The organism is Aeromonas sp. QDB23 (genome assembly GCF_027707745.1).
Taxonomy (GTDB): Bacteria; Pseudomonadota; Gammaproteobacteria; order Enterobacterales; family Aeromonadaceae; genus Aeromonas; species Aeromonas allosaccharophila.
In genome coordinates this window covers 28776-54496 of sequence record NZ_JAPCJA010000022.1, presented here as the reverse complement: position 1 = coordinate 54496, position 25721 = coordinate 28776, and the positions used below count along the sequence as shown (strand labels likewise).

Genomic DNA, 25721 nt, shown 5'->3' with positions numbered 1-25721 from the left:
AGAGGCCGCCAGCAAACACATAGGGGCTCTCTTCTCAGCCGTTGCGCTTGGCAAAGCCATCCATAAAGCTGACCAGGGCCTTCACCCCCTCCAGCGGCATGGCGTTATAGAGGCTGGCGCGCATGCCGCCGACAATGCGGTGTCCTTTGAGGGCCAGCAGGCCAGCCGCTTCCGATTCGGCCAGGAACTGCTTGTCCAGCTCGGCATTCTTCAGCTGGAACGGGATGTTCATTCGCGAACGGCAGCTGACATCCACCTGATTGCCATAGAAACTCGACTGATCGAGATAGTCATACAGGAAGTCCGCCTTCTCCTTGTTGCGCGCTTCCATCGCCTCGAGGCCACCCTGCTCCTTGAGCCACTCGAACACCAGGCCGGCCAGATACCAGGCGTAGGTGGGCGGCGTGTTGAACATGGAGTCGTTCTTGGCGGTGAGTTTGTAATCGAAAATCGAGGGCACATCGGCTCTCGCCTGATCCAGCAAGTCATCGCGCACGATGGCGATGGCAAGCCCGGACGGCCCGATATTCTTCTGGGCACCGGCATAGATGATGCCAAAGCGGCTCACGTCGATAGGACGGGAGAGAATGGTGGAGGAGAGATCCGCCACCAGCGGCACCTCGCCGGTGGCCGGGATGTCGAACATCTCGATGCCGTCGATGGTTTCGTTCGGGCAGTAGTGCACATAGGCCGCATCGGCGCGAAACGCCGGGGTCGGCAGCAGGTGGGAGATCCCCTGCTCGTTCTTGGCAACCCCCTGGAAGGTCTGGATATCGCCATACTTTTTGGCTTCATCCACCGCGCTCTGGGACCAGACACCGGTCAGCAGGAAGTCCGCCTTCTTGTTGGCGCCACCCAGCAGGTTCATGGGCACGGCGGAGAACTGGCCGCGACCACCACCGTGCATAAACAGCACCTTGTAGTTATCCGGCACAGCCAGCAGCTCGCGCAGATCCGCTTCAGCCTTCTCGGCCACCGCCATGTAGGGCTTGCCGCGATGGGAAAGCTCCATGACCGAGGCTCCCAGCCCCTGAAAATTACAAAATTCGCGCTGGGCGCGCTCCATGACTTCAACCGGCAGCATGGCGGGGCCGGCGCAGAAGTTGTAAATCTGTTTGCTCATGACGCTTTCCGTGAGTGGATGAGAGTAATCGATGACTTGTCAGGTTTTACACAAGAGCCGCCACAGGATCAAAGGCTTTTTGGGAGCTGGCTCAACCTTTTACCGTCACTCTGCATCCCCCTTGCAGCAGAAAAAGCCCTGAACGGGTCAGGGCTTGCAGGGAACATGCACAGAAATGGCGGGCAGCGCGCATAAACGACCACAGCTGCGCCGTTTCTGACAAATTTACAGTTTGGCGGTGAGCTCCGGCAGCAGGGTGAAGAGATCCCCCACCAGCCCGTAGTCCGCTACCTGAAAGATCGGTGCCTCGCTGTCCTTGTTGATGGCCACGATCACCTTCGACTCCTTCATCCCCGCCAGATGCTGGATAGCCCCCGAAATACCGACCGCGATATAGAGCTCCGGCGCCACCACCTTGCCGGTCTGCCCCACTTGCAGATCGTTGGCGACATATCCCGCATCAACGGCAGCTCGCGACGCCCCCACCGCGCCACCCAGCTTGTCGGCCAGCGCCTCAATCAGGGCAAATTGCGCCTTGGAGCCAAGCGCGCGCCCACCGGAGACCACCACCCGGGCGGCGGTCAGTTCGGGCCTGCTGGAGCGCACCGCGCGGCGCTCGACCAGCCGGGTACGGCCCGCGAATTCGGGCACAGCCAAGCGTTCGATGAGCGCCTGCCCGCCCGTCGCCGCCTTGGCAAACGCGGTGGCCCGCACCGTCATCATCTTGACGGGCGCCGAGCTTGCCACTCTGGCAATGGCATTACCCGCATAGATGGGGCGCAGGAAGGTATCGCTGCTCTCGATAGCCATCACCTCGGAGAGCATCTCCACCCCGAGCCGCGCCGCCACCTGTGGCAGCAGCGCCTTGCCCATGGCGCTCGCCGCCATCAGGCAGTGGCTGTAACCCTGACACCAGCTGGCCAGCAGCTTGTCGACCCCATCCAGCAGCCCGTCGGCCAGCAGGGGATGCTCGGCAAGCAACACCTTGTCGACACCGCCGATGGCCGCCGCCTGTTCACCCGCCTCGGTCAGCCCCTGACCCAGCAACAGCAGATCGACCTGACCGCCGATGGATGCGGCGGCGGTGACCAGTTGTGTCACGTTATCGGCCAGATGGCCCTGATGATGTTCGGCAATGATCAGCACGCTCATGGCAGCACCTTCGCTTCGTGTTTGAGTTTGTCCACCAGCTCGTCCACCGAGCCCACCTTGATCCCGGCGCTGCGAGCTGGCGGCGCCATCACCCCGAGCAAACGGGTCTGATTGGCCACCTCAACGGCGAGTGTCGAGAACGGGGCGCTATCAAGCGGCTTGCGCTTGGCCTTCATGATGTTGGGCAGCGAAGCAAAACGCGGTTCATTCAAACGCAGATCGGCGCTCACCACCGCAGGCAGCGGCATGCCTAGGGTCTCGAGGCCACCGTCGATTTCGCGGGTCACCAGCAGCTCTCCAGCTTCCACCTTGATGGCTGACGCGCAGGTCGCCAGCGGCCACTCATTGAGGGCCGCCAGCATCTGGGCTACCTGATTGTTGTCAGAATCGATGGATTGCTTGCCGAGCAGTACCAGATCCGGCTGCTCCTGCTCACACACCTTGAACAAGGCGCGGGCGACGGTCAGCGGTGCAAGCGCTTCGTCAGTCACATAATGGCGCGCCCGATCCGCTCCCAGTGCCAGCGCATGGCGCAGTTGCTCGGCGGCCGCGTCCGGGCCGAAGGTCACCACCACCAGCTCGCTGGCGATACCCGCTTCCCGCAGCCTGACCCCCTCCTCCACCGCAATTTCACAAAAGGGGTTGATCCCCATCTTCACATTGGCGAGCTCCACGTCGGAGCCGTCTCCTTTCACCCGGATCTTGACGTTGTAGTCGACTACCCGTTTGATCGCGACCAGCAGCTTCATGGGGTCATGCCTCGTCTGTTTGGATTGAATTCATTCGTTTGCCTCTGCGTTTGTTGCAGTACGCTTTTGCCTGATTTTTTGCTTTTTCTTGCTCAGTTTTACTTACAACAGCTTTACGTTTACGTAAACTACCAGCATTACCCTAGGCCAACCAGAGCGCAGAGGCAAGATGGAACGGGAAGCAATGGAATTTGATGTCGTCATCGTCGGCGGCGGTCCGGCGGGGCTCACTGCCGCCATCGCCCTGAAACAGCAGGATGCCACTCTCTCTGTCTGTCTGCTGGAGAAAGGAGCGGAAATTGGCGCCCACCTGCTCTCCGGCGCCCTGTTTGATCACGTCGCCCTGCAAGAGCTGCTGCCGGATTGCTGGCAGCAAGCGCCGCTCGGCGTGCCGGTCAGCGACGATCAGGTGCATCTGCTGCAAAGCGAGCAACGCTCCTTGCAACTGCCCCCCTGGGCGGTGCCGCCCCGGATGCATAATCAGGGTTGTCATGTGGTCAGTCTTGGCAATCTCTGCCGCTGGCTCGGCCAGCAGGCGGAAAAACTGGGAGTCGAAATATACCCGGGATTTACCGCTAGCGAACTTATCATGGAGGCGGGCCGGGTCAAGGGGGTGATCACCGGCGATCTGGGGCTGGATCGCGCTGGCAACCCGAAACCGGATCATGTGCCCGGCATGGCGCTCTATGGCCGCTATACCCTCTTTGCAGAAGGGGCTCGCGGCCATCTGGGCAAACAGCTGATCGCCAACTTCAATCTGGAAAACCCCGCCCAGCCCCAACACTACGCCATCGGCTTCAAAGAGTTGTGGCAACTGCCTGCTGGTCGGGGCAACGCGGGACAAGTGCTGCACGGCAGTGGCTGGCCCCTTGGCAAGCAGGGGGGTGGCAATAGCCAGGGTGGTTTCTATCTCTATCAGATGGAAGGGGATCAGGTCGCGGTCGGGCTGATTGTCGATCTCAACTACCAGAATCCCTGGCTCAGCCCGTTCGACGAATTCCAGCGCCTCAAGCATCACCCGCTCATCGCCGGCCTGTTGCAAGATGGGGAGCGTATCAGCTATGGCGCCCGCGCCATCACCAAGGGGGGCTGGCACGCCCTGCCCCGCATGCACTTCCCGGGCGGCCTGCTCATCGGTTGTGATGCGGGCACCCTCGACTTTTCCCGCATCAAGGGGATCCACACCGCCATGAAATCGGGGATGCTGGCGGCAAAAACCGTCGCGATGGCACTGCGGGGTGGCGATGAGGGGGGCCGGGATCTGGCCCAGTATGGCGACGAGCTGCAACAGAGCTGGCTGGCTCGCGAGCTCAAGGCGGCGCGCAACTTCGGCGTGGCTCTTCACCGCTATGGTCCCTGGTTGGGCGGTGCCTTCAACTGGCTGGAGCAGCAGCTGTTTGGCACAAACTCGCCCTTCAAACTGCTCGATAAGGCTCCCGATTACCGTCAGCTACGCGTGGCCAGCCGCTGCGAGCCCATCCATTACCCCAAACCCGATGGCATGCTGAGCTTTGACAAGCTCTCGTCTGTGTATCTCGCCAACACCAGTCACGACGAGGATCAGCCCTGCCACCTCAAGCTGCAGGACGAGCGCATTCCGGTAGAGGTCAATCTGCCCACCTGGGCCGAACCTGCCCAACGCTACTGCCCGGCCGGGGTGTTTGAAGTACTGGACACGGAAGGTGCGGCCAAACTGCAGATCAACGCCGCCAACTGCATTCACTGCAAGACCTGTGACATTAAAGATCCCAGTCAAAATATCGTCTGGACACCGCCCCAAGGGGGCTCAGGGCCGAACTATCCGAATATGTGATGGAATACGGCGATACCAAGACGCGGTGACATCAAGGATGCTCAGCCCCAAAACATCGTCTGGACGCCGCCACAGGGGGGATCCGGGCCCTACTATCCCAATATGTGATGAAGCGGGACGATAGCAAAAGGCAGCCTCAGAAATCCTTCCCCCCTGCCAAAGGCGGGTTCTCCCCCGCATGGCCGCTCAGGTGATCCGACCTCGCTGTTTTTTTGAACAAACAGGCTGGATCCCTGATGAATAGCCCCTGACAAGCGCGGCCCGCCCCTGTATAGTTCGCCGCATTCAGGTTTTCCATCGGCCCGATCTGCTTATCCACGGGATCGCCTTCTGCAGCGATCTAAGGCCGCATGACCTGTGCAACCATCCCTGATTACCCATGACTTTTTAAGGGGGGACAGATGATCACCGCCTACATTCTCAATAACAAGGTGCTGGACATAGTCACGCTCGGGCCTGACGACATAGTACCTGACAACACGGTCTGGCTGGATGCCTACAAGCCGGACACGGCAGAGCGAGAATGGTTGACGGGCCTGTTCCTGGAAGAGGTTCCCGACAAGGAAGAGCTCGACGACATCGAAGCATCCGCCCGTTTCTACTGGGATACCGATGGTCTGCACATTCACTCCCTGTTTCCCCAGCGGATCGGTCGTGACACCAAGGGTGTCCACGTCTCCTTTACCCTGCGCAACAACCTGCTGATCAGCATTCGTGAAGATGACATCGGGCTGGTACGCCTGCTGCGCCACTATATGCGCCAGGATCGGCTGGAAGTGGAGGATGCCCTCGATATCCTGCTGGAGGTGCAAAACCTCAAGGTGGAGTACCTCTCCGACCTTATCGAAGATGGTTACAAGACGTTGGAAAACACCGCCGATCAGATCTTCGAGCCGGATCAGATCAACCCCATGCTCAAAGAGTTGATGGCACAGGAAGAGGCCAACGGCCAGATCCGTCTCTCCCTGCACGATACCCGCCGTGCCCTGCGTTTCCTCAAGCGCAGCCTGCGCCAGCGCATGAGCCTGGAGCAGAACAAGTGGATCGACGAGATGCTGCATGACGTAGAATCGCTGTTGCCCCACACCCAGTTCCTGTTCGACAAGATCAACTTCCAGCTGGAGGCCTCCATGGGGGTGACCAATCTGGAGCAGAACAAGGTGATCAAGATCTTCTCGGTAGCCGCCGTGATCTTCCTGCCGCCGACCCTGATCGCCAGCATCTACGGCATGAACTTCGGCCGCATGCCGGAGCTCGCCTGGGAGTATGGTTATCCCATGTCACTGGTGCTGATGGTGATGTCATCGCTCGGCACCGGCCTCTTCTTCAAGCGCAAAGGCTGGTTGTAACGCCGCCGATGCGCGCTGCGATATCTGAAGAAATGGATTGGGGGGCATGGCCCCCCGATTAATTTGCGCTGATCCCAACGCCTTGCAAAGGGCGCTTCGTCGCCCCATATCGCCTCTATCACTCCATTCAAGTGGCTAACGGGCAACCATGACCCTCTACCCCGAACACCGATATGACGATCACGGCCAGTTGCGCCCGCCCCTCTGGTTCTGGCCCATCGCCCTGTTGCTGACCCGCTCGGTCTGGCTCTTTCTGATGGCTGGCGTCACCCGCGAGAGCGGCAGCGAGATCCTGATCCTCTTTTATCCGGACAAGATCACCCTCTACATCAGCCTGCTGACCGATGTACCCGCCATGCTGGCGCTGCTCGCCTGTGGGGGCACCTATCAGCAGACCCAGAGCATTCGCGCCAGACTCCGGCGCCACAGCCCGCTGCTGCTGCTCTGCTCTGCCGTCAGCGGTGTGCTGATGCAACTGCACAGCCTCAATCTGCAGAAGTGGTCATTCAGCTGGCCCACCGCACTGGTGCTGGTCGCCAGCCTCTGGTCCCTCTGGTATCTGCTGCGCAGCCGCCAACTGCGGGAATATGCCGCAGACCAGCCCCACTGACGGGGCTGACACCCTATTGGCGAGTGACCCGGATCTGCAGGGTCTGGCGCTCGCTCTGGCTGCCTCGCGCTCCCTGTAGCTGGGTGCCGAGGCGGCTCCCCTGATCCGCAGAGCTGGTGGATAGCTCCCCCACCGTCAGCCACTGGCCCGGGGCTCCACTGACCTCGGTGGCACTCTGCCCACGATTGATAGTTCCCTGCTCCAGCCTCGCCTGTTCGCTGCTCAGCGCAATCTGCACCCGATCGCCAATCAAGGTGGCCGTGGCATAGAGGCCGTTCACCAGCGGCATCATCCCCACCACGGCGCCCCCGTGCCACTGATAGAAGGTCACCGGCTGATAGGAGCCCATCTGCAGCAGCACGGGACGACCCGAAAGTCCACGCACCTGCCAGCTGTCGTTCTGGCTGCGCTGGTACTGTTGGGCGTTGCCATCGAGCAGCCACTGCCGCTTGGCCTCGTCGCGGCTGATTGAGCCCCCCAGTTGCTGACCGCTGGCAGCCCCATCCACCCGCCACTCGATAAGCAGGCTTTGCGGCGGCTGGTTGATCTGCGCCAACGTCGCTTCGGCCTCCTGCAGCTGGGCTGGCGTCCCGCTCAGCACCAGTTGGTTACCCATGGCGCTTACCCCCAGCTGGGGATAGATCTCCTTGAGAGTCTGCACCGCCGCCTGCGCCTCGAAGACCGGGATCACCTTCACCTCGGCCCACAGCGACGGGCTCCAGAGCCCCATCATGCAGCCAAGCCACAGCAGCACCCTGCGGCCAACCTTGCCCATCCGAACCATTGCGCTCTCCTCGTTCTCTGTGCTCTTCTCGCTCTCTGTTCTCTTCTCTCTGCTCAGGCGTAGACCCATGCCCGCAGCAAACAGATCTGCCTTATTCCGCTCACCCGTCGATGATGAACCCGGCGGTTGCCAAAAAACAATCGGGAATGCAGCAAGACCGTGATTTCCCACGGTATGAGGCTCTCATTCCACGCCCGTTATCGCGTAAGATAGCGCCATCATATTTGCCCACGCGGAATCCATCATGTTGAAACAGCTGTTGTTACTCCCCCTCGCCCTACTGCTGGGGGCCTGCTCCCTGACCCAGTACAATGTCAGCGAGGCCGAAATCAACCAGTACCTCAAAGATCAGGTCTCTTTTGAAAAACAGCTGGGGATCCCCGGCATCATGTCGAGCAAGATCCGTCTGGATGAGATGCAGAGCCGTATCGGCCGCAAACAAGCGGATCGCATCGAGCTGGACGCCGCTGGCGACCTGCAGGTGAGCAGCCCCCTTGGCAGCCAGCAGATGAAGATCCGCTTTGCCCTGAGTGCCCGCCCCGACTATGTGGCCGATCAGGGCGCCATCTATCTGCGCGACCTTGAACTGATCTCGGTCAAGACCGAGCCGGCCGATATCGGGGCCGCCCTCACCCCACTGCTGCCCACCTTCAATCAGTCGCTCTCCCTGTTCCTGTCGCAGACCCCGGTCTACCGCCTCGACAGCAGCCGCAAGAACGAAGCCAGGATCAAGGACAAGGTTGAAGCCCTCAAGGTAGAGCCGGGCCGTCTGGTCATCCCGTTCAAGGTGCTCTGATCACCGCCGCACTGGCACTTTCATCGCAATAAACAGATAACCGCCCTCTTCGACAACGCACATCCGGTTTAACGTGCAGCCGAATGGGGCGGTTTTTTACTTCTCAAGTCCCCTCCAACACAGCATAATGCAGACCATTCTCATTTAGATTCGTCATGAGAAGCGTCAATAATAAAACCAACCAATGGTGAGAAGGGACATGAGAAAAACCGTACTGGTTCAGGCGATCGCCTGCGCACTGATCAGCGGCGCCGCACACGCTGCCGTCAAGGTCGAAGACAAGACATTCAATACCGCCGCCAACATGCTGGCCTATACCGAATTCGAGCTCTCCGGTGAGCCGCTGGCCGAAGCGCTGGGGCTGGATCTGGACGTGCTGGATGCCAACCGTGCCGATGAGCCAACCCCGTTCGACTTCGCTGCCGGCATCGAATCCTACGAGTACTCCGAAGAGGCGATGTACGCCCTCAACTACCAATCCGGCATGGGCCCACATCTGGTGAACGGGCCGCAAAACCTGGCCCGTGGTGGCACCATGGCCTCTCTGGGGCAACGGGTGCTGGCCATGGCCGATGCGGTTGGCTTCCCGGCCGATGAAGTGCCGCAGGGCATGTATCCCCTCTCCCTGCCCTACGCCTCCGCCAATCCGGAGTTTGCCCAGGCTGTTAACACCACTCCGGTCAATGGCGACCAGATCACCATCAAGACCGCCAAAGGCACCGAGAAGAGCGTCAAGACCCAGGTGCCCGCTTACTTCCGTGACTACAGCACCCTGCGCTGGAGCGGCAGTGACAACCTGCTGGTGCCCGCAGCCGTGGGCGGCATCCTGCTCAAAGAGGTGATGTGGTCGCAAGACTTCCTCGGCGGCATGCACGTGGCCGAGAGCGATGAAGAGGTAGAAGCCGCCTCCGCCACCATGGATCAGGATGGCAAGCACAAGCTGGGCGTCTCTGCCGCTGACGGCTTCAACGGCATGATGCTGACCGAGCAATCCATCGACAAGCTGGCCATCATGCAGAACCAGCTCGGCTTCGATGGCAAGCAACTGGGCGCCAAAATCACCCCGCAGTACGATCCGGCCAAAGGCGTGATCTACTTCCCCCATCAGGTGAAAGTGACCGAAACCAGCAACAACGATGCCGGTGCCATCGGCAAGCTGGAGGTGGTGGATGGCTCCGCCCAGCTGCGCGATGCCTGGATGATGCTGTGGCCGCTCTCCGAGTTCTATGCCTTCAGCGATCAGCGCAGCGCCAACACCAACCAGAACCCAGCCTTCCACGCCGTGTTTGACGGCGCGCCGTTTGCCGCCGCACCGACTGCCAACCAGGCCAATGACCTGGGCAAAGCCATCGCGGGCAGCGATGCCTTCTCGCTGGCGATCAATCTCTCTAACCTCACCTTCAAGAACCTGGCCGCCCTGCACTTTGATGCCAAGAGCGGCACCCTGGTCGACAGCTGGCAGGCAGGCAAACAGGGCAAGCACGTCACGACCTTTGACGCTGCTTACGCACTGGTCGCCCTGCAGATCTTCCAGCGCGCTCAGGACGCACTGCCGGTCGGTTATGCCGCCGGTGACAATGGCGAGCTGAACCTCAAGACCCAGCAGGGTCAGCAGGCGCTTGAGCTTATTCGCAAACAGGCCGATTTCATCCTTGCCAATCTCAAGGGCAAGAATGGCCTGGTGCATGACGGCATCACCCTGGGTGGCAAGCTCGATGCTGGCTATTCCATCGATGCGCAGTTCGCAGCCATCCGTGGTCTGACCGCTGCATTCCTCGCTACCTCCGATGCCAAGTACCGCACTGCCGCCCGCGAGCTGTTCATCGCCACCGACAAGGCCTACTTCAATGCCAAAGCGGGCACCTGGCTGGCGGGTAAACAGGGTGAATACACCCCCTGGACCCAGGCTGCCATCTCCGGCGCCCTGCGCTCTGCCATGCTGAACCTGCGCAACGAAGGGGCCGAGAAGGCGCCCGAGCTGGAGCTGGCCAAACTGACCGGTCAGTACGTCAGCTGGTTCCGTGGCACCGTCAACGGTGGCATGCAGATGGCCGAGTGGATCGGTGACTCCGGCGAGAACATCATCGAAGGTGCCGGCAGCGACACCGACGAAGATGGCGTACCGCAAGTGACCGCCGCCGGTGGCAAGCACGGCACCGCCATGGTGATGGCCGCCAAAGCGGTGGTTAGCGAGTAATATTCACCATTCACCTGCATGAAAAAGGGAGCCAACTTGGCTCCCTTTGCATTACAGCGTCTGACACAGTTTCAAGGACCTTCCTCAAACCAGCTTGTCCAGCATCTCCTTGGTCACCAGCACGATCCCCTGCTCGGAGCGGTAGAAGCGGCGGCTATCCTCATCGGCATTCTCGCCCACCACCAGCCCATCGGGCAGGACACAACCTTTATCCACCACCACCCGACGCAGACGGCAACCGGCACCGATCTCTACCCCGGGGAAGATGATGGCCTGATCCAGGGTGCAGAAGGAGTGCACCCGCACATTGGTAAAGAGCACCGAGTTGAGCACGAACGATCCGCTGACGATGGTGCCGCCCGAGAACATGGAGTTGATGGTCATGCCGTGCTGACCATTGCGGTCCTGCACAAACTTGGCCGGTGGCGTCAGGGTCTGGCTGGTCCAGATGGGCCAGTTCTGATCGTAGATATCGAGCTCGGGCAACACGGAGGCGAGATCCATGTTCGCTTCCCAGAACGAATCCAGGGTGCCCACGTCACGCCAGTAGGGTTTTTGCCCCTCGCGGGCGCCGACACAGGACATGCTGAAGGGGTGCGCAAACGCCAGCCCCTCCTCCACGATACGGGGGATCAGATCCATGCCGAAGTCGTGTTTGGAGTCCTGATTGAGAATGTCCTCTTCCAGCAGTTGATAGAGGTACTCCGCCTCGAAGATGTAGATCCCCATGGAGGCCAGCGAACGATCCTCGCAACCCGGCATGGCGGGCGGATTGGCCGGTTTCTCCACGAAGGCGCGGATCTTGCGCTGCTCGTCGATGTCCATCACCCCGAAGGCGGATGCCTCGGCTCTTGGCACCTCGATACAGGCCACCGTCACCTTGGCGCCGAGGCGCACATGGTCGAGCAGCATGGCGGCATAGTCCATCTTGTAGATGTGATCCCCCGCCAGCACCACTATGTATTTGGGGCCGTAGTCACGGATGATATCGACGTTCTGATAGATGGCATCGGCGGTGCCGCGATACCAGTGCACCTCGTCCACCCGTTGCTGGGCCGGCAGCAGATCGATGAATTCGTTCATCTGATAACGCAGGAAGGACCAGCCCGATTGCAGGTGACGCAGCAGGCTGTGGGATTTGTATTGAGTGACTACACCAACGCGGCGGATCCCCGAGTTGATACAGTTGGAGAGCACAAAATCAATGATCCGGAATTTGCCACCGAAATGGACGGCAGGCTTGGCACGGTTGTCGGTCAACTGTTTCAGGCGACTGCCACGCCCTCCTGCCAGCACCAGTGCCATACTCTGGTTCAGTAATTGTCGTGCTTTGGCACTATTTTCGGGCTCTAACAACATGATTTACCTCTGCCTTGTTTGATCTATTTTCAACTCATCTTCGCCTGATTCGGTAGCTGTGAAAGTGGTTTCACTCACATTTAACCGATCCCAATTGACCCTTTTAACCAAGTTGCGAGGAATAGCATGCTTTGCTCCGCCAGCTTGGTTAAAATTCCCCCATAAAGCAGCCACTTCAAGGATGACAAGATGGTTCACAAGCTCGGACGTTCCCTGTTTCTCATCGCCACCATAGTGACCATACCCCTGCTGCTACTGCAAGCAGTTTGGTTGGCCCTTCAGAGCACACCGCTCACCCTGGCCATTATTGTGGCCACCACACTGCTTGGCATGATCCTGCTGCTGATGCTGGCCATTCGTACCCTGGATGGCCTGCTCCAGCATCAGGAGCTCACCTGGGTCAAGGCGCTCAGAAGCCGGGATCCCTCCCAGCTCGATGAGCTCGCCTCCCGCGAGGTGCTGCAACAGTTGCTGGAGCAGTTCGAAAGCGCCGAGCAGAGCGCCCATCGCCAGCTGACCGAGCTCAGCAATCTGGCCACCACCGATGAGCTGACCCAGCTACTCAACCGCCACGCCTTTCGCCGCGACATGACCGAGTTGCTGCAGCGGGATCAGGACACCCAGACCGCCACCCTGGTGCTGATCCGCGCCACCGAGCTTGGAAAGATCAACGCCCAGCGCGGCTTCCAGTCTGGTGATGCCTATATCAAGGACATGGCCGCCCTCATCAAGCGGGTGGTTAGCCGCTTCCCGGGCAATCAGGTCTATCGCATCTCGGGGGCCGATTTCGCCGTGCTGGTGCAGCCGGTGGCCAATATCCCCCCTCATCTGCTGGGGCAGGATTTGAAAGCGGCCTTCGATCACTATCAGGATCAGCACGAGCTGGAGAGCACCGCTTACTCCGGCCTCACCAAGCTCAGCAGCGGTCAGCAAATCGAAGCGGTACTGGCCAGAGCGGATCTGGCGCTGGCCCGCGCCCAAACCGAGACCATCAACGGCTGGGCCATCCAGCAGGATGACAACGTCTCCGATCTGCAGGGGCAACACCACTGGCGCGAGGTGCTGACCGAGGTGTTGGCGCAGGAGCGGCTCAGCTTTACCTACCAGCCGATCCAGCCGCTGCACCGCAGCATGCTGGCCTACAACGAGATCTATACCCGCTTCAGCGGCAACGACGGCACCGCCCTGCCCACCGACACCCTGTTTGCCATGGCGCAGCGGCTGGATATGGTGATGCGGCTGGAGCAGCTGGTCATTACCCACATCATGCGCCAGTACCGGGCCTTTGGTGCCAACCAGAGTCGCTGGGGGATCAACCTCTCCCCCAACCTGCTGCAAAACAGCACCTTCCTGATCTGGCTTGACCGCCAGCTGCTTAAAGATCCCAATACCAGCGCCAATCTGGTGTTCGAACTGGATGAGGAGCATCTGGAGCGCAACCTGACCGGCGCCAAGCGGGTGTTCGAGCTGCTGCGCCGCAACGGCAGCCGCTCGGCTATCGCCAACTTCGGCAAGGGGATCGGCTCCTTTACCCTGTTTCGCGAGCTCAAGCCCGACTACATCAAGCTGGATCCCGCCCTTATTACCGGGCTGGAACAGGATCAGACCAACCAGCAGTTCGTGCGGATGATCGTCGATGTATCACATCGGATGGGGTGTCAGGTGATTGCAGAGGGGGTGGAACAGCTTGGCCAGAAACAGCTGCTGCAGGGGATGTACGTGGATGGTTTGCAGGGCTATCTGATCGCCCGGCCGCAACCGCTGCGACCGGATATCAGCCAGCTGGGGCTCTTTACTGAGGATGCTTCAGCTTCAAAAGGGTCAGAATGATGTCATTGAGCTGGCGATAGCGCTCCAGCTCTTTTTGATCGTAACGGGTCGCCAGCGTGGTGGGGTTGTGGCGATTCTTGAGGTAACGGTTGATTTGCAGGCGATTGAACCCCGCCACCTGATAAACCTGGCCAAGCAGGGTATTGAGTTCATCGTGCTCCAGACCGGCTCTGGCCAGATACTCCCCATCGGCGGGACTCTCGGTCTGATGGCTCCATTTGCCAATGCGGCCACTCTCCTGCAGATAGCTGAGCCATTGCTCGATATAGAGGGGTTTGCAGCCCGCCAGCAGATTGAAAAAGCCCACCGCATCGCAACGACAACCGCTCAGGAGTACGACCGCCAGCTGATCGTCATCGCACTGGAAGGTCACTGGCCCGGCTTGCGCCCAGTCCAGTGCCTGCACCCGAATGCTGGCCTTCTCACCCGCAGCTCCCGTTACGTCGAATACAAACATGGCGCTCCTCCCTTGGCAAAAGGTTGATGATGGACCATCCCCCTGACAGGTGCAAAGGCAAATCGGCTTTTAACTCATCAATCTGGATATTCGGCCATAAAAAAGACCGGTATCCTCACGAATACCGGTCTTTATCTTGATGGCCTGTACGTTCAGGCCATCAATGGAGGCGCTTTCAGGCGTCCAGTTCAACCAGTGCCTTGGCCAGCTCGATAGGCTCGAGCTCCTGACCTTCCAGATCGGCGTTCCAGTTCGGGCCGACCAGCACATCATCTTCATCCAGATCGTTGATCCAGATATCGAGAAACTCTTCCAGGTCGATCACTTCTGGCTCGTAATCGGCCCACTCGTCGACGCAGTGCAGACGGGCGTCCTCTTCGGCAGACCAGAGCGGCATCACGTCGGCGTCTTCAAATTCGGCGGAGCGGCAGACGACCCAGTCTTCCCCATAGCGCAGACCCCACACCTGACCCGACTCGCGGACTTGTTCGATAAACAGTTGGAAATTGGCGTCAAGGTTGTCGTTAAGCATGCTCATGGGATTCTCTCTTTCTTTCGGGTGCTGCGGCATTGTCGGGCGACAATACGATGGCCAAATGGTGTCGCAAAAGCGACATGGACTCAAGCATATTGGGGTTATTACTGGAAAAAAGCCGGGATAACCCCCATTAGCCTGCAAAAACGCCTCCCGATGGAGGCGCCTTGCAGATTCAGGAGATCAACGCTCCCAGTAAACCTCTTCCAGGCTGTCCTCTTTCTCCGGCAAACCGCGGGAGAGACGGGGGCTGCTCTGGGCCAGCACCTCGTAGCTGACACGGTTGGCATATTTGCACACCTGGGCCAGTGAGGAGTAGGTCAGGAACTCGGAGGTGTGCTTGGCAGAATTAGGCACATTCATCCGGTGATAGGAGTTGGCGACCATGTCGTGCAGCACGGCAGAGAGCGCGCCATCCCCTGCCCCGTTGGTGTTTTTGATCTTCTCCGGGCCACCCATGTACGGGGAGATGTGGGAGTAGATGCGGGCAGGTTTGCGGCACTTGGCGCGGGCCATCGGGCGGCTGAACTCATACATGTTGAACTCGGGGATCACGCCAGGCAGCAAGGTATGGGTGGTTTCGCGCTTGTAATCCTCGTCGGTGTAGCTCGCCATATAGAGACCGATGGGGCCAGCAGTACAGAGCACCATGTCGGCCCAGTCGAGCGCCTTGTCGGCAGCACCGAGCGGATCAGCGATGCCGGTCAGGGCTTCACCCTCGTCTTCGTTCATCGCCAGCACGGTCACGTTCTCGGCAATGAAGTCACGCCACCACTGGGGATTTTCGTCGATGACGAAACGGGTGCCCAGAGTCAGCACCACGGGAATACCGGCCTCGCGGGCATAACGGACGGCGGCCATCGCGGCCTCTTTCATCGGATCACCATCGTCACCACGCACGAGATAGGCGGTGATCACCAGTGCAGAGGCCCCCTTGATTACATCCTCCGGAATGTGCTGCACATCCAGCTGGTTCATCTTGCCGGCGTTGATGCCGAAGCTGCGCTCGCCACACTCGGTGATGAAGGTGAAGCAACGACCGATGGGGCCATCCACCGGCTGCAGATAGTCCAGATTGACGCGCGAAGAGGTGTTGCACAGATAGCGATAGGCGTAGCAGCCGATGCGAATGTCCTGGCTCATTACACCCAGCAGGATGGAGTGGGAATCGGCCAGCACCGAGTAGTTGTGTACCGTGTTGCCGATGGTGCCACCGGCAAACTCGCTCACCACCATGTTGTTGGCCTTGAGCTCGTCATAAATGCGTTCGGCCACGTCGTCGTTGATGACAACGGAGTGCCCCTTGCTCAGACCATAACGGGTCAGAAACGCTTCATCCACATGGGCTTCGATATCAACCAGGGTCTGATCAATCCCGACCACGTAGGCTTTGCCCAGCTCGGTTAACAGGGGATTTTGCGGCACCAGGGGATCGCGTCTGTCGACAGGGAAGTAGTGTTTGGACTTGCGCTGACCGGGAAATTTCATGGCAATGTTCTGTGCTCTGGGGGAAAGAGGGGCGGGATTTTAACACAATCCGCCGTCCCGAAAAGTCGCCCTGTTTAAATAATGGAGTCAGTATAGACAAGGGCCGCAAGGAAAAACGTTTGCCTTTTCACCATAAAAAAACCACCCCGCCCGGGGTGGTTCTGAAGTACAAAAATGCGGCCAGCTTTCAGAATGCCGCAACGCCCTGCAACAGAGCCAGCACCGAGAAGAGTCCGAGGGCGAGCCAGAACAGCAAGGTGCCCAGAAAACGGGGCACATTGGGGGCTTTGGGGATCTGGATGCCGATGGCATGAAGGATGCGACCAGCCAGCAGCATGGCGCCACCGGCATGCAGCCAGAGCGCACCGGCACCGGAAAGCTCGCACAGCGCCATCAGCAGCAGGGTCAGCGGCACATACTCGGCAAAATTGCCGTGAGCCCGGATCGCCGCCAGCAGCTCGGGGGCTTCCCCCTGCCCTATCATCACCCCGAACTGGGCGCGGCGTCTGACCACCCAGAAGGAGAGCCCCAGAAACAGCAGCCCCAGCAGACCTGCGTAAATCAGCGTGATATGTACCATGACTCGACTCCTTGTTTGACTGACTGTCGATCACTCATGCCAGTTCGCGGCAGATGAGCGAGACCATCATTCTGATGTGGGCCTGATCGCTGTTGAGGGCCGCAATATATTCAAACCGCTCGCCACCGGCCTCCATGAAGATCTCCCGGTTCTGTACCTGAATTTCCTCGAGGGTTTCGAGGCAATCGGCAGCGAAGGCCGGACAAATCACATCGAGCCGCTTGATGCCCGCTGCAGGCATACCGGCGATGGTCACGTCGGTGTAGGGCTTGAGCCACTCCTCCTTGCCAAAGCGGGACTGGAAGCTGGCCGTCCACTGCCCGGCCGCCAGCCCGAGCGCCTCGGCCAGCAGGGTGGCGGTATGGCGACACTGGTGACCATATGGGTCCCCTTCGTTCTCATAGCGCTCGGGAATACCGTGGAACGACATCAGCAGGTGATCACCCTGGCCGTGCAGCTCCCAGTGACGGCGCACGCTCATGGCCAGTGCCTGAATGTATTCGGGATGGGCGTGATAATCACGAATGAGCCGCACCACCGGCAGATTGCGCTCCTTCTTCATCGCCTTGCCCCAGGCATCGAAGACCGAGGCGGTGGTACTGACCGAATATTGCGGATAGAGCGGCAACAGGATCACCCGGTTGACCCCTTTGGTCTTGAGCGCCTGCCAGCCATCATTCACTGACGGGGAACCATAGGTCATCGCCAGCTCCACCGGCACCTCGACCCCCTCCCGCTTGAGCTCCTGCTCCAGCGCGGCGCGCTGCTGCTTGCTTATCACCATCAGCGGCGAGCCCTGCTCGGTCCACACCTGCTGATAGAGCTTGGCCACTTTGGGCGAGCGCGTCGGCAAGATAATGAAGTGGAGCAGCGGGCACCAGAGATAACGGGGCAGGTCCACCACACGGGGATCGTGCAGGAACTGGCTGAGGAACGCTTTGACGGCAGCGGTGGTCGGTGCGGCTGGGGTACCCAGATTGACCAGCAATATTCCGGTTTTCGTGGTCACGTTGGCTTCCTGTCTATCTGTCATTATGCAAAAAGGGCCCCGCAGGGCCCTTCTCTTTATTTATCTGATGGCACGGGAAACTGTGCCGGCAGCAAAGATCAGCCCAGAATGGTGGCAAGCTGCTTGCTGACCTGATCAACCGGCTGGGTGCCGTCGATCTTGACGTAACGGGTGTGGCCCGCTTCTGCCTCTTTGCCGTAGAAACCGATCAGCGGCGCGGTCTGCTGATGATATACATCCAGACGCTTGCGTACTGTGGTCTCTTCGTCGTCGGCGCGGATCACCAGATCTTCACCGGTCACGTCATCCTTGCCTTCCACTTTCGGCGGGTTGAACACCACGTGGTAGGTACGGCCGGAGCCGGAGTGAACGCGACGGCCGCTCATGCGCTTGACGATCTCTTCGTCCGGCACAGCAAACTCCAGCACGAAATCAACCACAACACCGGCGTCCTTCATGGCTTGCGCCTGGGGAATGGTGCGCGGGAAACCGTCCAACAGGAAGCCTTTGGCGCAATCCGGCTGAGCGATGCGCTCTTTGACCAGACCGATGATGATGTCGTCAGAGACCAGCTGACCTGCGTCCATCACAGCTTTGGCTTTCAGACCGAGCTCGGTACCCGCTTTGATCGCCGCACGCAGCATGTCTCCGGTGGAGATCTGGGGAATACCGTGTTTTTCCATGATGAACTGAGCCTGAGTACCTTTGCCGGCGCCCGGAGCCCCCAACAGAACAATGCGCATACACGCTCCTATTGATTGGTTATTCAAATCTTGCGAAGGCAAAAAAGTACACGGTTTCGCCCGTTTCTACAAGGGTGAGCCACCTGAATGAGCACTTTATCGCCACAATAACCGGCTGATCGAACAGGATTTCATCGCAAGGGGAAGACGCAAAAATAGCCAGGGATTCAGCATAGAGCGCCACATGCAGGAAGGACGTACGGCAGAAAAAAAGATCCCGGCTCGGGGCCGGGAATTGCGCTCAAAAGTAACTACTTGTCGCTCGTAGTAGGAACAGGGCAATAGTAGTTTGCCCCCTGTGCGTCAACAACTGTCAGATGTGACAGGCAGGCCGCTATGGAACCGGAACTGCGGATCCGGCGAGCAGATAAGCTCGGCTTCCAGCTTGCCAAAGAAGGCCACCCGCTCGCTGATATCCTCCCCTGCATACTGTTCGGCCAGGCTCAGGTAATCCTGATAGTGACGTGCCTCGGAGCGCAGCAAGGAGACGTAGAAGCGGCTCAGCTCTTCGTCCAGATGGGGCGCCAGCTTGGCAAACCGCTCGCACGAGCGGGCCTCGATATAGGCGCCGATGATCATCTTGTCGACTATGGTGGCCGGTTCATGGGTGCGCACATGCTGCATCAATTGGCGGGCATAGCGGGAGGCCGTCACCGGCCCGTATTCGATGCCGCGGGCCTGCATGATCTCCAGCACCTGCTCGAAGTGATGCAGCTCCTCCTGAATGAGCCGCACCATGGGAAACAGCAGCGGATTGCGTTCCAGCTCGGCAAAGACGGTGCGATCAGACTCCCCCATGCTGCGTTTGCCCAGGATCTCGGCCTTCTCCGGAATGGCATCCAGCTCGCGATAAAACTCCAGCTTGGGCAGCAGATGGCGCTTGCCCTTGGGCAGGCAGTAGCGGCGCACCAGACTGTGGGCGGTGAGTGCGGCCTTGGTCTCGCAGTTGGCGTGATCGATGAGCAGGGTCGGCAAACGGGCCGGATCCCGCGCCATCTCCACCCACTCATCCGGGGTCTCGCACTGCAAAAACTGGCGCACTGGGGCTAGCAGATCATCCATCTGAACTCTCGTTTGTTAAACACGCCGGTTAAAAGCGTATCGGTCATATATGTTGCCGCCTATGCTAGCGGATCCCGCTGACCATGCCCATATCCGGCAAAATAAACGGATGTTTTTCAAACAGATATTCCCTCCCCCTTCTGCCCGTGCGCGGCAGAAACGACAATGGGGGCCACTGGCCCCCATCTCGCTATCCCATCCGGCAAAACCGCAAACGTTTAACTGCCTTCGTTAAAAATTTCCAGATTGCTGGTGCCTTCCTGCCATTCACGCACCGCTTTGGTGTCATCGTTGCGCAGGGCGTTGAGGTGATCCAGGTAGGACTGATCCACATCGGAAGTGACGTAGTGGCCATTGAACACCGAGGTCTCGAAGTGACGCAGATCCGGGTTGATCTCCCGTACTGCTTCTTCCAGATCTTCCAGATCCTGGAAAATCAGGCCATCGGCGCCAATCAGCTTGCACACCTCTTCCACTTCACGGCCGTGAGCGATCAGCTCGTTGGCGGTGGGCATGTCGATACCGTAAACATTGGGGAAGCGGATTTCCGGCGCAGCCGAAGCGAAGTAGACCTTGGCTGCCCCTGCTTCACGGGCCATCTGGATGATCTGCTCGGACGTGGTACCGCGCACTATGCTGTCATCCACCAGCAACACCTTCTTGCCCTTGAACTCGGAGCCAATGGCGTTGAGCTTGCGGCGCACCGACTTCTTGCGCTGGGTCTGGCCCGGCATGATGAAGGTACGGCCGATGTAGCGGTTCTTTACGAAGCCCTGACGGTATGGCAGGTCGAGGGTGTGAGCGATCTCCAGCGCCACGTCACAGGAGGTCTCGGGGATGGGGATAACCACATCGACGTCGAGATCTTCCCATTCGCGGGCAATCTTCTGACCCAGCTTGCGACCCATGTTGAGGCGGGCAGCGTAGACCGAGACCTTGTCGATGCACGAATCGGGACGGGCAAAGTAGACATATTCGAAGATGCAGGAGCTCATCTGCGGGTTCTCCGCACACTGCTCGGAGAAGAGCTGGCCCTGCTCGGTGATGTAGATGGCTTCACCCGGCGCAATATCGCGCACCGTCTCGAAACCGATGGCGTCGAGCGCCACGCTCTCGGAGGCGAGCATGTACTCCACCTGACCCTGCTCGTCCTGACGACGACCGAGGATCAGCGGGCGAATGCCGTTGGGATCACGAAAGCCGATGAGGCCATGGCCAATCACCAGAGAAACCACAGCATAAGCGCCGCGGATCTGCTGATGGGTTCTGCGCACCGCCGCGAAGATATCTTCGGGGCGCAGCGCCATCTTGTCACAGCGATCCAGCTCATGGGCCAGCACGTTCAGCAACACTTCCGAGTCGGAGGTGGTGTTGATGTGACGGCGGGCGACCTTGAACTGCTGCTCCTTGAGCTCCTTGGCGTTGGTGAGGTTGCCGTTATGGGCCAGCACCATGCCGTAGGGCGAGTTCACATAAAAAGGTTGGGCTTCAGCGGCACTTGAGCTGCCTGCGGTGGGATATCTGACATGACCTATGCCGATGTTCCCTTGCAGACGCTGCATGTGGCGCACTTCAAACACGTCCTTCACCAGGCCATTGGCCTTGCGTTGCCGGAAGTTTCCACTCTCAATGGTCACGATCCCGGCGGCATCCTGTCCCCTGTGCTGCAACACCGTCAAGGCGTCGTAGAGGGCCTGATTGACGGGGGTGGTGCCAACTATACCGACAATACCACACATGTCTTTGCTACCTCGAAGTCACTATACCTGTTTAAGAAAACTGGATGAGTTCAACATGAACCCGAAAAACCACTGGATCACCGGCTTGAACTCCGGCACCAGCTTGGACGCCACCCACCAGTCGCTCTGGGAGAGGCTGGTGAAGGTATCCATGAAAAAAAGCAGGGCACTGACGATCAGCACCCCGCGAATTGCACCGAAGCAGACCCCCAGCACCCGATCGGTACCGGAGAGACCCGTCTTGTCCACCAACAGGCCCACCACATAGTTGACCACGCTGCCGAGGATCAGGGTCGCTACAAACAGGGCGGCGATGGCCAGACCGTTGCGCACCAGCGCGTCGGAGAACGAGGTGAAATAGACGGCAAGATCGGGATAGAAATGGCTGGCAATAAAGAAGGCGATAAACCAGGTGACAAGAGACATGGCCTCCTTGACGAAGCCGCGCACCAGGCTGATGAGAGCAGAAAAACCGACGATGCCGATGATGGCGTAATCAATCCAGACCATAGAAAAAGATGTCCTGCGAAATTGCGGCGCAGTCTAACAAAAACGATTGTGCATTGCTTGATAAAAATGTGTTAACTGTTCAAAGCGGCGCCGAAAAGCCGCATTTTTTCAGCACTAAAACGGTTGACCGGCGCCAGAATGCACAACGCCATGGCAATGCCATGGCGTTGTGGTCAGCGGTGTGAGCTTACCCGATGTGGGTCAGGCCACCCATGTAGGATTGCAGCGCAGCCGGGATGGCGATGCGGCCATCTTCCTGCTGGTAGTTCTCCATCACCGCGACCAGAGTACGACCCACCGCCAGACCGGAGCCGTTCAGGGTGTGCAGCAACTGCGGCTTGCCGTCGATACGCACGCGAGCCTGCATGCGGCGCGCCTGGAAGTCGGTACAGTTGGAGACAGAGGAGATCTCGCGGTAAGTGTTCTGGGCTGGCAGCCACACTTCCAGATCGTAGGTCTTGGCGGCGCAGAAGCCCATGTCACCAGTAGAGAGTGCCATCACGCGATACGGCAGTTCCAGCAGTTGCAGCACCTTCTCGGCGTGACCCACCATCTCTTCCAGCGCTTCCCAGGATTGCTCCGGGTGAACCAGCTGAACCATCTCGACCTTGTCGAACTGGTGCATACGGATGAGACCACGGGTATCACGACCGTAGGAGCCCGCTTCGGAGCGGAAGCAGGGGCTGTGGGCGGTCATCTTGATCGGCAGTTCCTGCTCGTCGAAGATCTCGTCGCGGGCCATGTTGGTGAGCGGCACTTCTGAGGTCGGGATCAGCGAGAACTTGCGCATCTTGCCTTCATCTTCCCCTTCGCCCTCAATCCCGGTATTGAACAGATCCTGGGAGAACTTGGGCAACTGGCCGGTGCCATAGAGGCTATCCGGGTTGACCAGATAGGGCACGTAGCACTCGGTGTAACCGTGCTGCAGGGTGTGTAGATCCAGCATGAACTGGGCCAGCGCGCGGTGCAGACGGGCAATCTGCCCCTTCATCACCACGAAACGGGCACCGGAGAGCTTGACGCCATTTTTGAAGTCAACACCCTTGGCCGCTTCACCGAGATCGATGTGATCACGCACCGAGAAGCTGAACTGACGCGGGGTACCCCAGCGGCGCACTTCCACGTTGTCGTTCTCGTCACGACCCACCGGAGTCGTCTCGCTCGGCAGGTTGGGGATGGCGTCGGCGATGGCTTTCAGCTGGGCCAACAGGGCATCCAGCTCGACCTTGCTGGTTTCCAGCTCGTCGTTGATCTTGGTCACTTCGGCCTTGAGCGGGGCAACATCTTCACCACGACGGGCAGCTTCACCGATGGATTTGGAGCGGGCGTTGCGCTCGGCCTGCAGCTCCTGGGTACGGGACTGCAGATCCTTGCGTTTCTCTTCCAGAGCGTTGACAGCCGCTACGTCCAGAACGTAACCGCGTGTCGCCAGACGAGCGGCAGCCTCTTCGATATCGCTGCGCAGATATTTGGGATCCAGCATGGTTTACCTACTTTTTTAAAATGGGATCTGGGCCTGAGTCATCATGACGGGCTGGGAAACAGATCCGGAAGTTAACATCGGTTGGCGCACCCCAATCGTGTTCAGAATCGGGCCTTCGAAATCAAGAAGATGGTATCAGGCCGAAACCAACGGGGTCAGACGGGCAGTGTAGCAGACCGCCCCCCCGCCCGAACAGGGACTATTTGGGTCGTTTTTGCCGACTTGTGGGGTCAGACACCCCATTTTTCCAGTGTCTGACCACTTTTCATCCAGCAGGAGAAAACACGCGACTAGCGACCCCGTTTTTGCGGGCTCTGCCGGTCCAGTTCATGGAGATAGTCGAGCTTCTGGCCGATCTGCTTTTCCAGACCGCGATCGGTGGGCTGGTAGTACTGCTTGCCCGCCAGCTCCGGCGGAAAATACTGCTCGCCCGCGGCATAGGCGCCCGGCTCGTCATGGGCGTAGCGATATTCGGCGCCATAGCCCAGATCGCTCATCAGTTTGGTCGGAGCATTGCGCAGGTGTACCGGCACCTCGAAGTCAGGCAGGTTTTTGGCATCATGGAGCGCCGCCTTCCAGGCGGTATAGACCGCATTGCTTTTCGGGGCACAGGCGAGATAGACGATCGCCTGGGCGATGGCTCGTTCCCCTTCCGCCGGACCGATCCGATGGAAGCAATCCCAGGCCGACAGGGCAACCTGCATGGCACGGGGATCGGCATTGCCCACATCTTCCGAGGCAATCGCCAACAAGCGACGGGCGATATAGAGGGGATCGCAACCGGCGCTCACCATGCGGGCGTACCAATAGAGCGCCGCATCCGGCGCCGAACCGCGAATGGATTTGTGCACCGCCGAGATGAGGTCGTAGAAGTGATCCCCCCCCTTGTCGAAGCGGGCCACATGCTCCCCCACCACGGCAGCGAGCAGACCGCTGTCGATCACCCGCGCCCCTGCGCTATCGGTTTCGGCCATGTCGGCCAACAGTTCCAGATAGTTGAGGGATTTTCGTCCGTCCCCATCCACCGCCTTGGCCAGCGCCTCTTTGACGCCGGGGGCGAAGGTGAGTGCCGGATCATTGAGACCACGGGGATCGGTCATCGCCTGATCAATCATGGCGAGGATATCGCTCTCTTCCAGCCGCTTGAGCAGATAGACCCGGGCCCGGGAGAGCAGTGCGTTGTTGAGTTCGAACGAGGGGTTTTCAGTGGTGGCACCGATAAAGGTAATGGTGCCATCTTCGATGTGAGGCAGGAACACATCCTGCTGGCTCTTGTTGAAGCGGTGCACTTCATCCACGAACAGGATGGTACGCACCCCGCGCCAACTGTTCTCCTTCGCCTTGTCAATGGCGGCGCGGATCTCCTTGATGCCGGAGGTGACCGCAGAGAGTCGCTCCACTTCCGCCTGGCAGTAGTGAGCCATCAGCTCCGCCAGCGTGGTCTTGCCGGTACCGGGCGGTCCCCACAGGATCATCGAGTGGCAGTGCCCCGCCAGAATGGCTTTGCGCAGGGGCTTGTCAGCCCCCAGGATATGTTGCTGACCGATATACTGGTCGAGGTTTTGCGGCCGCATGCGGGCCGCCAGCGGACGAAAGTCCGATGAGAAATCCAGCGACAAGTTGCTCATCTGTATTGACCGTTCAGTATCACGGATACCGCCATGGAAAAACGGTCCGACGAGAAATCCAACGACCGCCTGCTCATCAGCGCTGATCGTCCAGCTCGACCCCCTTCGGGATCTTGAAAACAAATTCGTTGCCCTTGAGCACCGGCTTGCGGTTAAAGCTACTCAGGGTGAATTCGCTCCACTGCCCTTGCGCCTCTTTCACATCGAAACGGCTGATGTTGTTGGCCCGATCGAAGGTGACACGGAAGGAGGCGATCAGCTCATCTTTGTTGCGGCTGGTGACGGTGTAGACATCCCCCTGCTGGGTCACGTCATAGTTCTTCCAGAACTTGTCGTCATTGCCGGCGATCAGAATAAAGGGGGTGTTGAGCACCGCATCTTTCAACTTGAGGGCGGTGACCTGCTCGACGAAGGGATCATAGACCCAGACATCCTGACCATCGGCCACGATCAGGCTCTCGTCCGGCGAGGTTGTGTGCCAGTTGAAACGGTTTGGCCGCTGCACCAGCAGATCGCCGCTGGCCTTTTGCAGCTCCTTGCCCTTGCTGTCATAGACGGTCTGGGCAAACTTGGCGGAGAAGAGGCTGACACCCGCCAGCTTCTGTTTGAGATCGCTGGCCGCATCGGCCCACACCTGACTGCTGGCCATCAACAGCACGGTACCCATCAACAGTTGTTTTTTCATCACGATCTTCATAAAGAGGCTCTCGATAAAAGGCCACGCC

The 25721-nt window shown here is 59.4% G+C and carries 25 protein-coding genes; 7 read left to right on the top strand and 18 right to left on the bottom strand.

Going from position 1 to position 25721, the window contains the following annotated elements; genetic code table 11:
• Window positions 1-34 precede the first annotated feature (34 nt).
• The 3 genes from serC to PG888_RS11505 form a co-directional block, all read right to left on the bottom strand.
• On the bottom strand, window positions 35-1123 hold the full coding sequence (serC, locus tag PG888_RS11515) for a 3-phosphoserine/phosphohydroxythreonine transaminase (RefSeq protein ID WP_270693381.1): 1089 nt from the start codon (window positions 1121-1123) through the stop codon (window positions 35-37).
• A gap of 225 nt (window positions 1124-1348) precedes the next feature.
• A complete protein-coding gene (locus PG888_RS11510; RefSeq protein WP_270693380.1) occupies window positions 1349-2275 on the bottom strand; it encodes an electron transfer flavoprotein subunit alpha/FixB family protein in 927 nt (308 codons plus the stop codon).
• Entirely contained in the window at window positions 2272-3024 is a 753-nt protein-coding gene (locus PG888_RS11505) for an electron transfer flavoprotein subunit beta/FixA family protein (protein WP_270693379.1), read from the bottom strand. Before PG888_RS11505 ends, PG888_RS11510 begins: the two co-directional genes overlap by 4 nt.
• Window positions 3025-3193: 169 nt before the next feature.
• On the opposite strand from PG888_RS11505, the gene PG888_RS11500 reads away from it, so the two are divergent.
• Window positions 3194-4837, top strand: coding sequence for an electron transfer flavoprotein-ubiquinone oxidoreductase (locus PG888_RS11500; protein ID WP_182970892.1), 1644 nt, complete (start codon window positions 3194-3196; stop codon window positions 4835-4837).
• 136 nt (window positions 4838-4973) lie between these two features.
• Here PG888_RS11500 and PG888_RS11495 read toward each other — a convergent pair whose 3' ends face one another.
• Window positions 4974-5156 (bottom strand): hypothetical protein, encoded by a 183-nt coding sequence (locus PG888_RS11495; RefSeq protein ID WP_075112394.1) that lies wholly within the window; start codon window positions 5154-5156, stop codon window positions 4974-4976.
• 82 nt (window positions 5157-5238) lie between these two features.
• On the opposite strand from PG888_RS11495, the gene corA reads away from it, so the two are divergent.
• The gene (gene corA, locus PG888_RS11490; protein WP_005337059.1) at window positions 5239-6186 is read left to right on the top strand and encodes a magnesium/cobalt transporter CorA; all 948 of its coding nucleotides are present in this window, start codon (window positions 5239-5241) and stop codon (window positions 6184-6186) included.
• A gap of 148 nt (window positions 6187-6334) precedes the next feature.
• Window positions 6335-6796 (top strand): DUF2919 domain-containing protein, encoded by a 462-nt coding sequence (locus PG888_RS11485; protein ID WP_182970891.1) that lies wholly within the window; start codon window positions 6335-6337, stop codon window positions 6794-6796.
• A gap of 13 nt (window positions 6797-6809) precedes the next feature.
• Here the strand turns inward: PG888_RS11485 and PG888_RS11480 are convergent, their stop codons facing one another.
• Complete coding sequence (locus PG888_RS11480; RefSeq protein ID WP_419370270.1) at window positions 6810-7529, bottom strand: hypothetical protein; 720 nt, start codon at window positions 7527-7529, stop codon at window positions 6810-6812.
• 295 nt (window positions 7530-7824) lie between these two features.
• Between PG888_RS11480 and PG888_RS11475 the strand changes: the two genes are divergently transcribed.
• Both PG888_RS11475 and PG888_RS11470 read left to right on the top strand, forming a co-directional pair.
• On the top strand, window positions 7825-8376 hold the full coding sequence (locus PG888_RS11475) for a lipoprotein (protein WP_139708309.1): 552 nt from the start codon (window positions 7825-7827) through the stop codon (window positions 8374-8376).
• A gap of 199 nt (window positions 8377-8575) precedes the next feature.
• Complete coding sequence (locus PG888_RS11470) at window positions 8576-10573, top strand: hypothetical protein (RefSeq protein WP_182970889.1); 1998 nt, start codon at window positions 8576-8578, stop codon at window positions 10571-10573.
• Window positions 10574-10657: 84 nt separating this feature from the next.
• Here PG888_RS11470 and glgC read toward each other — a convergent pair whose 3' ends face one another.
• Window positions 10658-11932 (bottom strand): glucose-1-phosphate adenylyltransferase, encoded by a 1275-nt coding sequence (gene glgC / locus PG888_RS11465; protein WP_042063835.1) that lies wholly within the window; start codon window positions 11930-11932, stop codon window positions 10658-10660.
• A 189-nt stretch (window positions 11933-12121) separates the two neighbouring features.
• Here glgC and PG888_RS11460 point away from each other — a divergent pair, with 189 nt between their 5' ends.
• A complete protein-coding gene (locus tag PG888_RS11460; RefSeq protein ID WP_182970888.1) occupies window positions 12122-13762 on the top strand; it encodes an EAL domain-containing protein in 1641 nt (546 codons plus the stop codon).
• On the opposite strand, the gene PG888_RS11455 is transcribed toward PG888_RS11460, so the two are convergent.
• The 9 genes from PG888_RS11455 to PG888_RS11415 all read right to left on the bottom strand — a co-directional run bounded on the left by PG888_RS11455 (window position 13725) and on the right by PG888_RS11415 (window position 21885).
• A complete protein-coding gene (locus PG888_RS11455; protein ID WP_042063839.1) occupies window positions 13725-14219 on the bottom strand; it encodes a hypothetical protein in 495 nt (164 codons plus the stop codon). The genes PG888_RS11460 and PG888_RS11455 overlap by 38 nt on opposite strands.
• Before the next feature lie 175 nt (window positions 14220-14394).
• Window positions 14395-14757, bottom strand: coding sequence for a DUF2750 domain-containing protein (locus PG888_RS11450; protein WP_005337077.1), 363 nt, complete (start codon window positions 14755-14757; stop codon window positions 14395-14397).
• Between the two features lie 180 nt (window positions 14758-14937).
• Window positions 14938-16242 carry an inosine/guanosine kinase gene (locus PG888_RS11445; RefSeq protein WP_042063841.1) on the bottom strand — a complete coding sequence of 435 codons (1305 nt, stop codon included), beginning with the start codon at window positions 16240-16242 and terminating at the stop codon, window positions 14938-14940.
• Window positions 16243-16429: 187 nt separating this feature from the next.
• Window positions 16430-16822: an MAPEG family protein gene (locus tag PG888_RS11440; RefSeq protein WP_270693378.1), complete on the bottom strand. Its 393-nt coding sequence runs from the start codon at window positions 16820-16822 to the stop codon at window positions 16430-16432.
• A gap of 34 nt (window positions 16823-16856) precedes the next feature.
• Entirely contained in the window at window positions 16857-17831 is a 975-nt protein-coding gene (gene hemH, locus PG888_RS11435; RefSeq protein WP_270693377.1) for a ferrochelatase, read from the bottom strand.
• Window positions 17832-17929: 98 nt separating this feature from the next.
• Window positions 17930-18574, bottom strand: coding sequence for an adenylate kinase (gene adk / locus PG888_RS11430; RefSeq protein ID WP_042657889.1), 645 nt, complete (start codon window positions 18572-18574; stop codon window positions 17930-17932).
• Window positions 18575-18877: 303 nt separating this feature from the next.
• Entirely contained in the window at window positions 18878-19636 is a 759-nt protein-coding gene (gene miaE, locus PG888_RS11425; protein ID WP_005346385.1) for a tRNA isopentenyl-2-thiomethyl-A-37 hydroxylase MiaE, read from the bottom strand.
• A 218-nt stretch (window positions 19637-19854) separates the two neighbouring features.
• The gene (gene purF / locus PG888_RS11420; RefSeq protein WP_058051778.1) at window positions 19855-21375 is read right to left on the bottom strand and encodes an amidophosphoribosyltransferase; all 1521 of its coding nucleotides are present in this window, start codon (window positions 21373-21375) and stop codon (window positions 19855-19857) included.
• A gap of 21 nt (window positions 21376-21396) precedes the next feature.
• Complete coding sequence (locus tag PG888_RS11415; protein ID WP_042657886.1) at window positions 21397-21885, bottom strand: CvpA family protein; 489 nt, start codon at window positions 21883-21885, stop codon at window positions 21397-21399.
• Between the two features lie 8 nt (window positions 21886-21893).
• Between PG888_RS11415 and PG888_RS11410 the strand changes: the two genes are divergently transcribed.
• Window positions 21894-22070 carry a hypothetical protein gene (locus PG888_RS11410; RefSeq protein WP_162626921.1) on the top strand — a complete coding sequence of 59 codons (177 nt, stop codon included), beginning with the start codon at window positions 21894-21896 and terminating at the stop codon, window positions 22068-22070.
• A 2-nt stretch (window positions 22071-22072) separates the two neighbouring features.
• On the opposite strand, the gene serS is transcribed toward PG888_RS11410, so the two are convergent.
• From serS to lolA, 3 genes are all read right to left on the bottom strand, one after another.
• Window positions 22073-23368: a serine--tRNA ligase gene (gene serS, locus PG888_RS11405; RefSeq protein ID WP_270693376.1), complete on the bottom strand. Its 1296-nt coding sequence runs from the start codon at window positions 23366-23368 to the stop codon at window positions 22073-22075.
• 290 nt (window positions 23369-23658) lie between these two features.
• Complete coding sequence (locus PG888_RS11400) at window positions 23659-24996, bottom strand: replication-associated recombination protein A (RefSeq protein ID WP_270693375.1); 1338 nt, start codon at window positions 24994-24996, stop codon at window positions 23659-23661.
• Window positions 24997-25072: 76 nt separating this feature from the next.
• Window positions 25073-25681: an outer membrane lipoprotein chaperone LolA gene (gene lolA, locus PG888_RS11395; RefSeq protein WP_042063852.1), complete on the bottom strand. Its 609-nt coding sequence runs from the start codon at window positions 25679-25681 to the stop codon at window positions 25073-25075.
• Window positions 25682-25721 lie beyond the last annotated feature (40 nt).

Excerpts from the sequence above, each read along its gene's own strand:
- PG888_RS11505 (WP_270693379.1), bottom strand. The coding sequence starts at position 3,024 with ATGAAGCTGCTGGTCGCGATCAAACGGGTAGTCGACTACAACGTCAAG.
- PG888_RS11470 (WP_182970889.1), top strand. The coding sequence starts at position 8,576 with ATGAGAAAAACCGTACTGGTTCAGGCGATCGCCTGCGCACTGATCAGC.
- PG888_RS11460 (WP_182970888.1), top strand. The coding sequence starts at position 12,122 with ATGGTTCACAAGCTCGGACGTTCCCTGTTTCTCATCGCCACCATAGTG.
- adk (WP_042657889.1), bottom strand. The coding sequence starts at position 18,574 with ATGCGCATTGTTCTGTTGGGGGCTCCGGGCGCCGGCAAAGGTACTCAG.
- PG888_RS11400 (WP_270693375.1), bottom strand. The coding sequence starts at position 24,996 with ATGAGCAACTTGTCGCTGGATTTCTCATCGGACTTTCGTCCGCTGGCG.
- PG888_RS11455 (WP_042063839.1), bottom strand. The coding sequence starts at position 14,219 with ATGTTTGTATTCGACGTAACGGGAGCTGCGGGTGAGAAGGCCAGCATT.
- PG888_RS11445 (WP_042063841.1), bottom strand. The coding sequence starts at position 16,242 with ATGAAATTTCCCGGTCAGCGCAAGTCCAAACACTACTTCCCTGTCGAC.
- PG888_RS11510 (WP_270693380.1), bottom strand. The coding sequence starts at position 2,275 with ATGAGCGTGCTGATCATTGCCGAACATCATCAGGGCCATCTGGCCGAT.
- corA (WP_005337059.1), top strand. The coding sequence starts at position 5,239 with ATGATCACCGCCTACATTCTCAATAACAAGGTGCTGGACATAGTCACG.
- PG888_RS11450 (WP_005337077.1), bottom strand. The coding sequence starts at position 14,757 with ATGAGCATGCTTAACGACAACCTTGACGCCAATTTCCAACTGTTTATC.
- serC (WP_270693381.1), bottom strand. The coding sequence starts at position 1,123 with ATGAGCAAACAGATTTACAACTTCTGCGCCGGCCCCGCCATGCTGCCG.
- PG888_RS11485 (WP_182970891.1), top strand. The coding sequence starts at position 6,335 with ATGACCCTCTACCCCGAACACCGATATGACGATCACGGCCAGTTGCGC.
- glgC (WP_042063835.1), bottom strand. The coding sequence starts at position 11,932 with ATGTTGTTAGAGCCCGAAAATAGTGCCAAAGCACGACAATTACTGAAC.
- PG888_RS11415 (WP_042657886.1), bottom strand. The coding sequence starts at position 21,885 with ATGGTCTGGATTGATTACGCCATCATCGGCATCGTCGGTTTTTCTGCT.
- serS (WP_270693376.1), bottom strand. The coding sequence starts at position 23,368 with ATGCTGGATCCCAAATATCTGCGCAGCGATATCGAAGAGGCTGCCGCT.
- PG888_RS11410 (WP_162626921.1), top strand. The coding sequence starts at position 21,894 with ATGTCCTGCGAAATTGCGGCGCAGTCTAACAAAAACGATTGTGCATTG.
- miaE (WP_005346385.1), bottom strand. The coding sequence starts at position 19,636 with ATGGATGATCTGCTAGCCCCAGTGCGCCAGTTTTTGCAGTGCGAGACC.
- lolA (WP_042063852.1), bottom strand. The coding sequence starts at position 25,681 with ATGAAAAAACAACTGTTGATGGGTACCGTGCTGTTGATGGCCAGCAGT.
- PG888_RS11500 (WP_182970892.1), top strand. The coding sequence starts at position 3,194 with ATGGAACGGGAAGCAATGGAATTTGATGTCGTCATCGTCGGCGGCGGT.
- PG888_RS11440 (WP_270693378.1), bottom strand. The coding sequence starts at position 16,822 with ATGGTACATATCACGCTGATTTACGCAGGTCTGCTGGGGCTGCTGTTT.
- PG888_RS11475 (WP_139708309.1), top strand. The coding sequence starts at position 7,825 with ATGTTGAAACAGCTGTTGTTACTCCCCCTCGCCCTACTGCTGGGGGCC.
- purF (WP_058051778.1), bottom strand. The coding sequence starts at position 21,375 with ATGTGTGGTATTGTCGGTATAGTTGGCACCACCCCCGTCAATCAGGCC.
- PG888_RS11480 (WP_419370270.1), bottom strand. The coding sequence starts at position 7,529 with ATGATGGGGCTCTGGAGCCCGTCGCTGTGGGCCGAGGTGAAGGTGATC.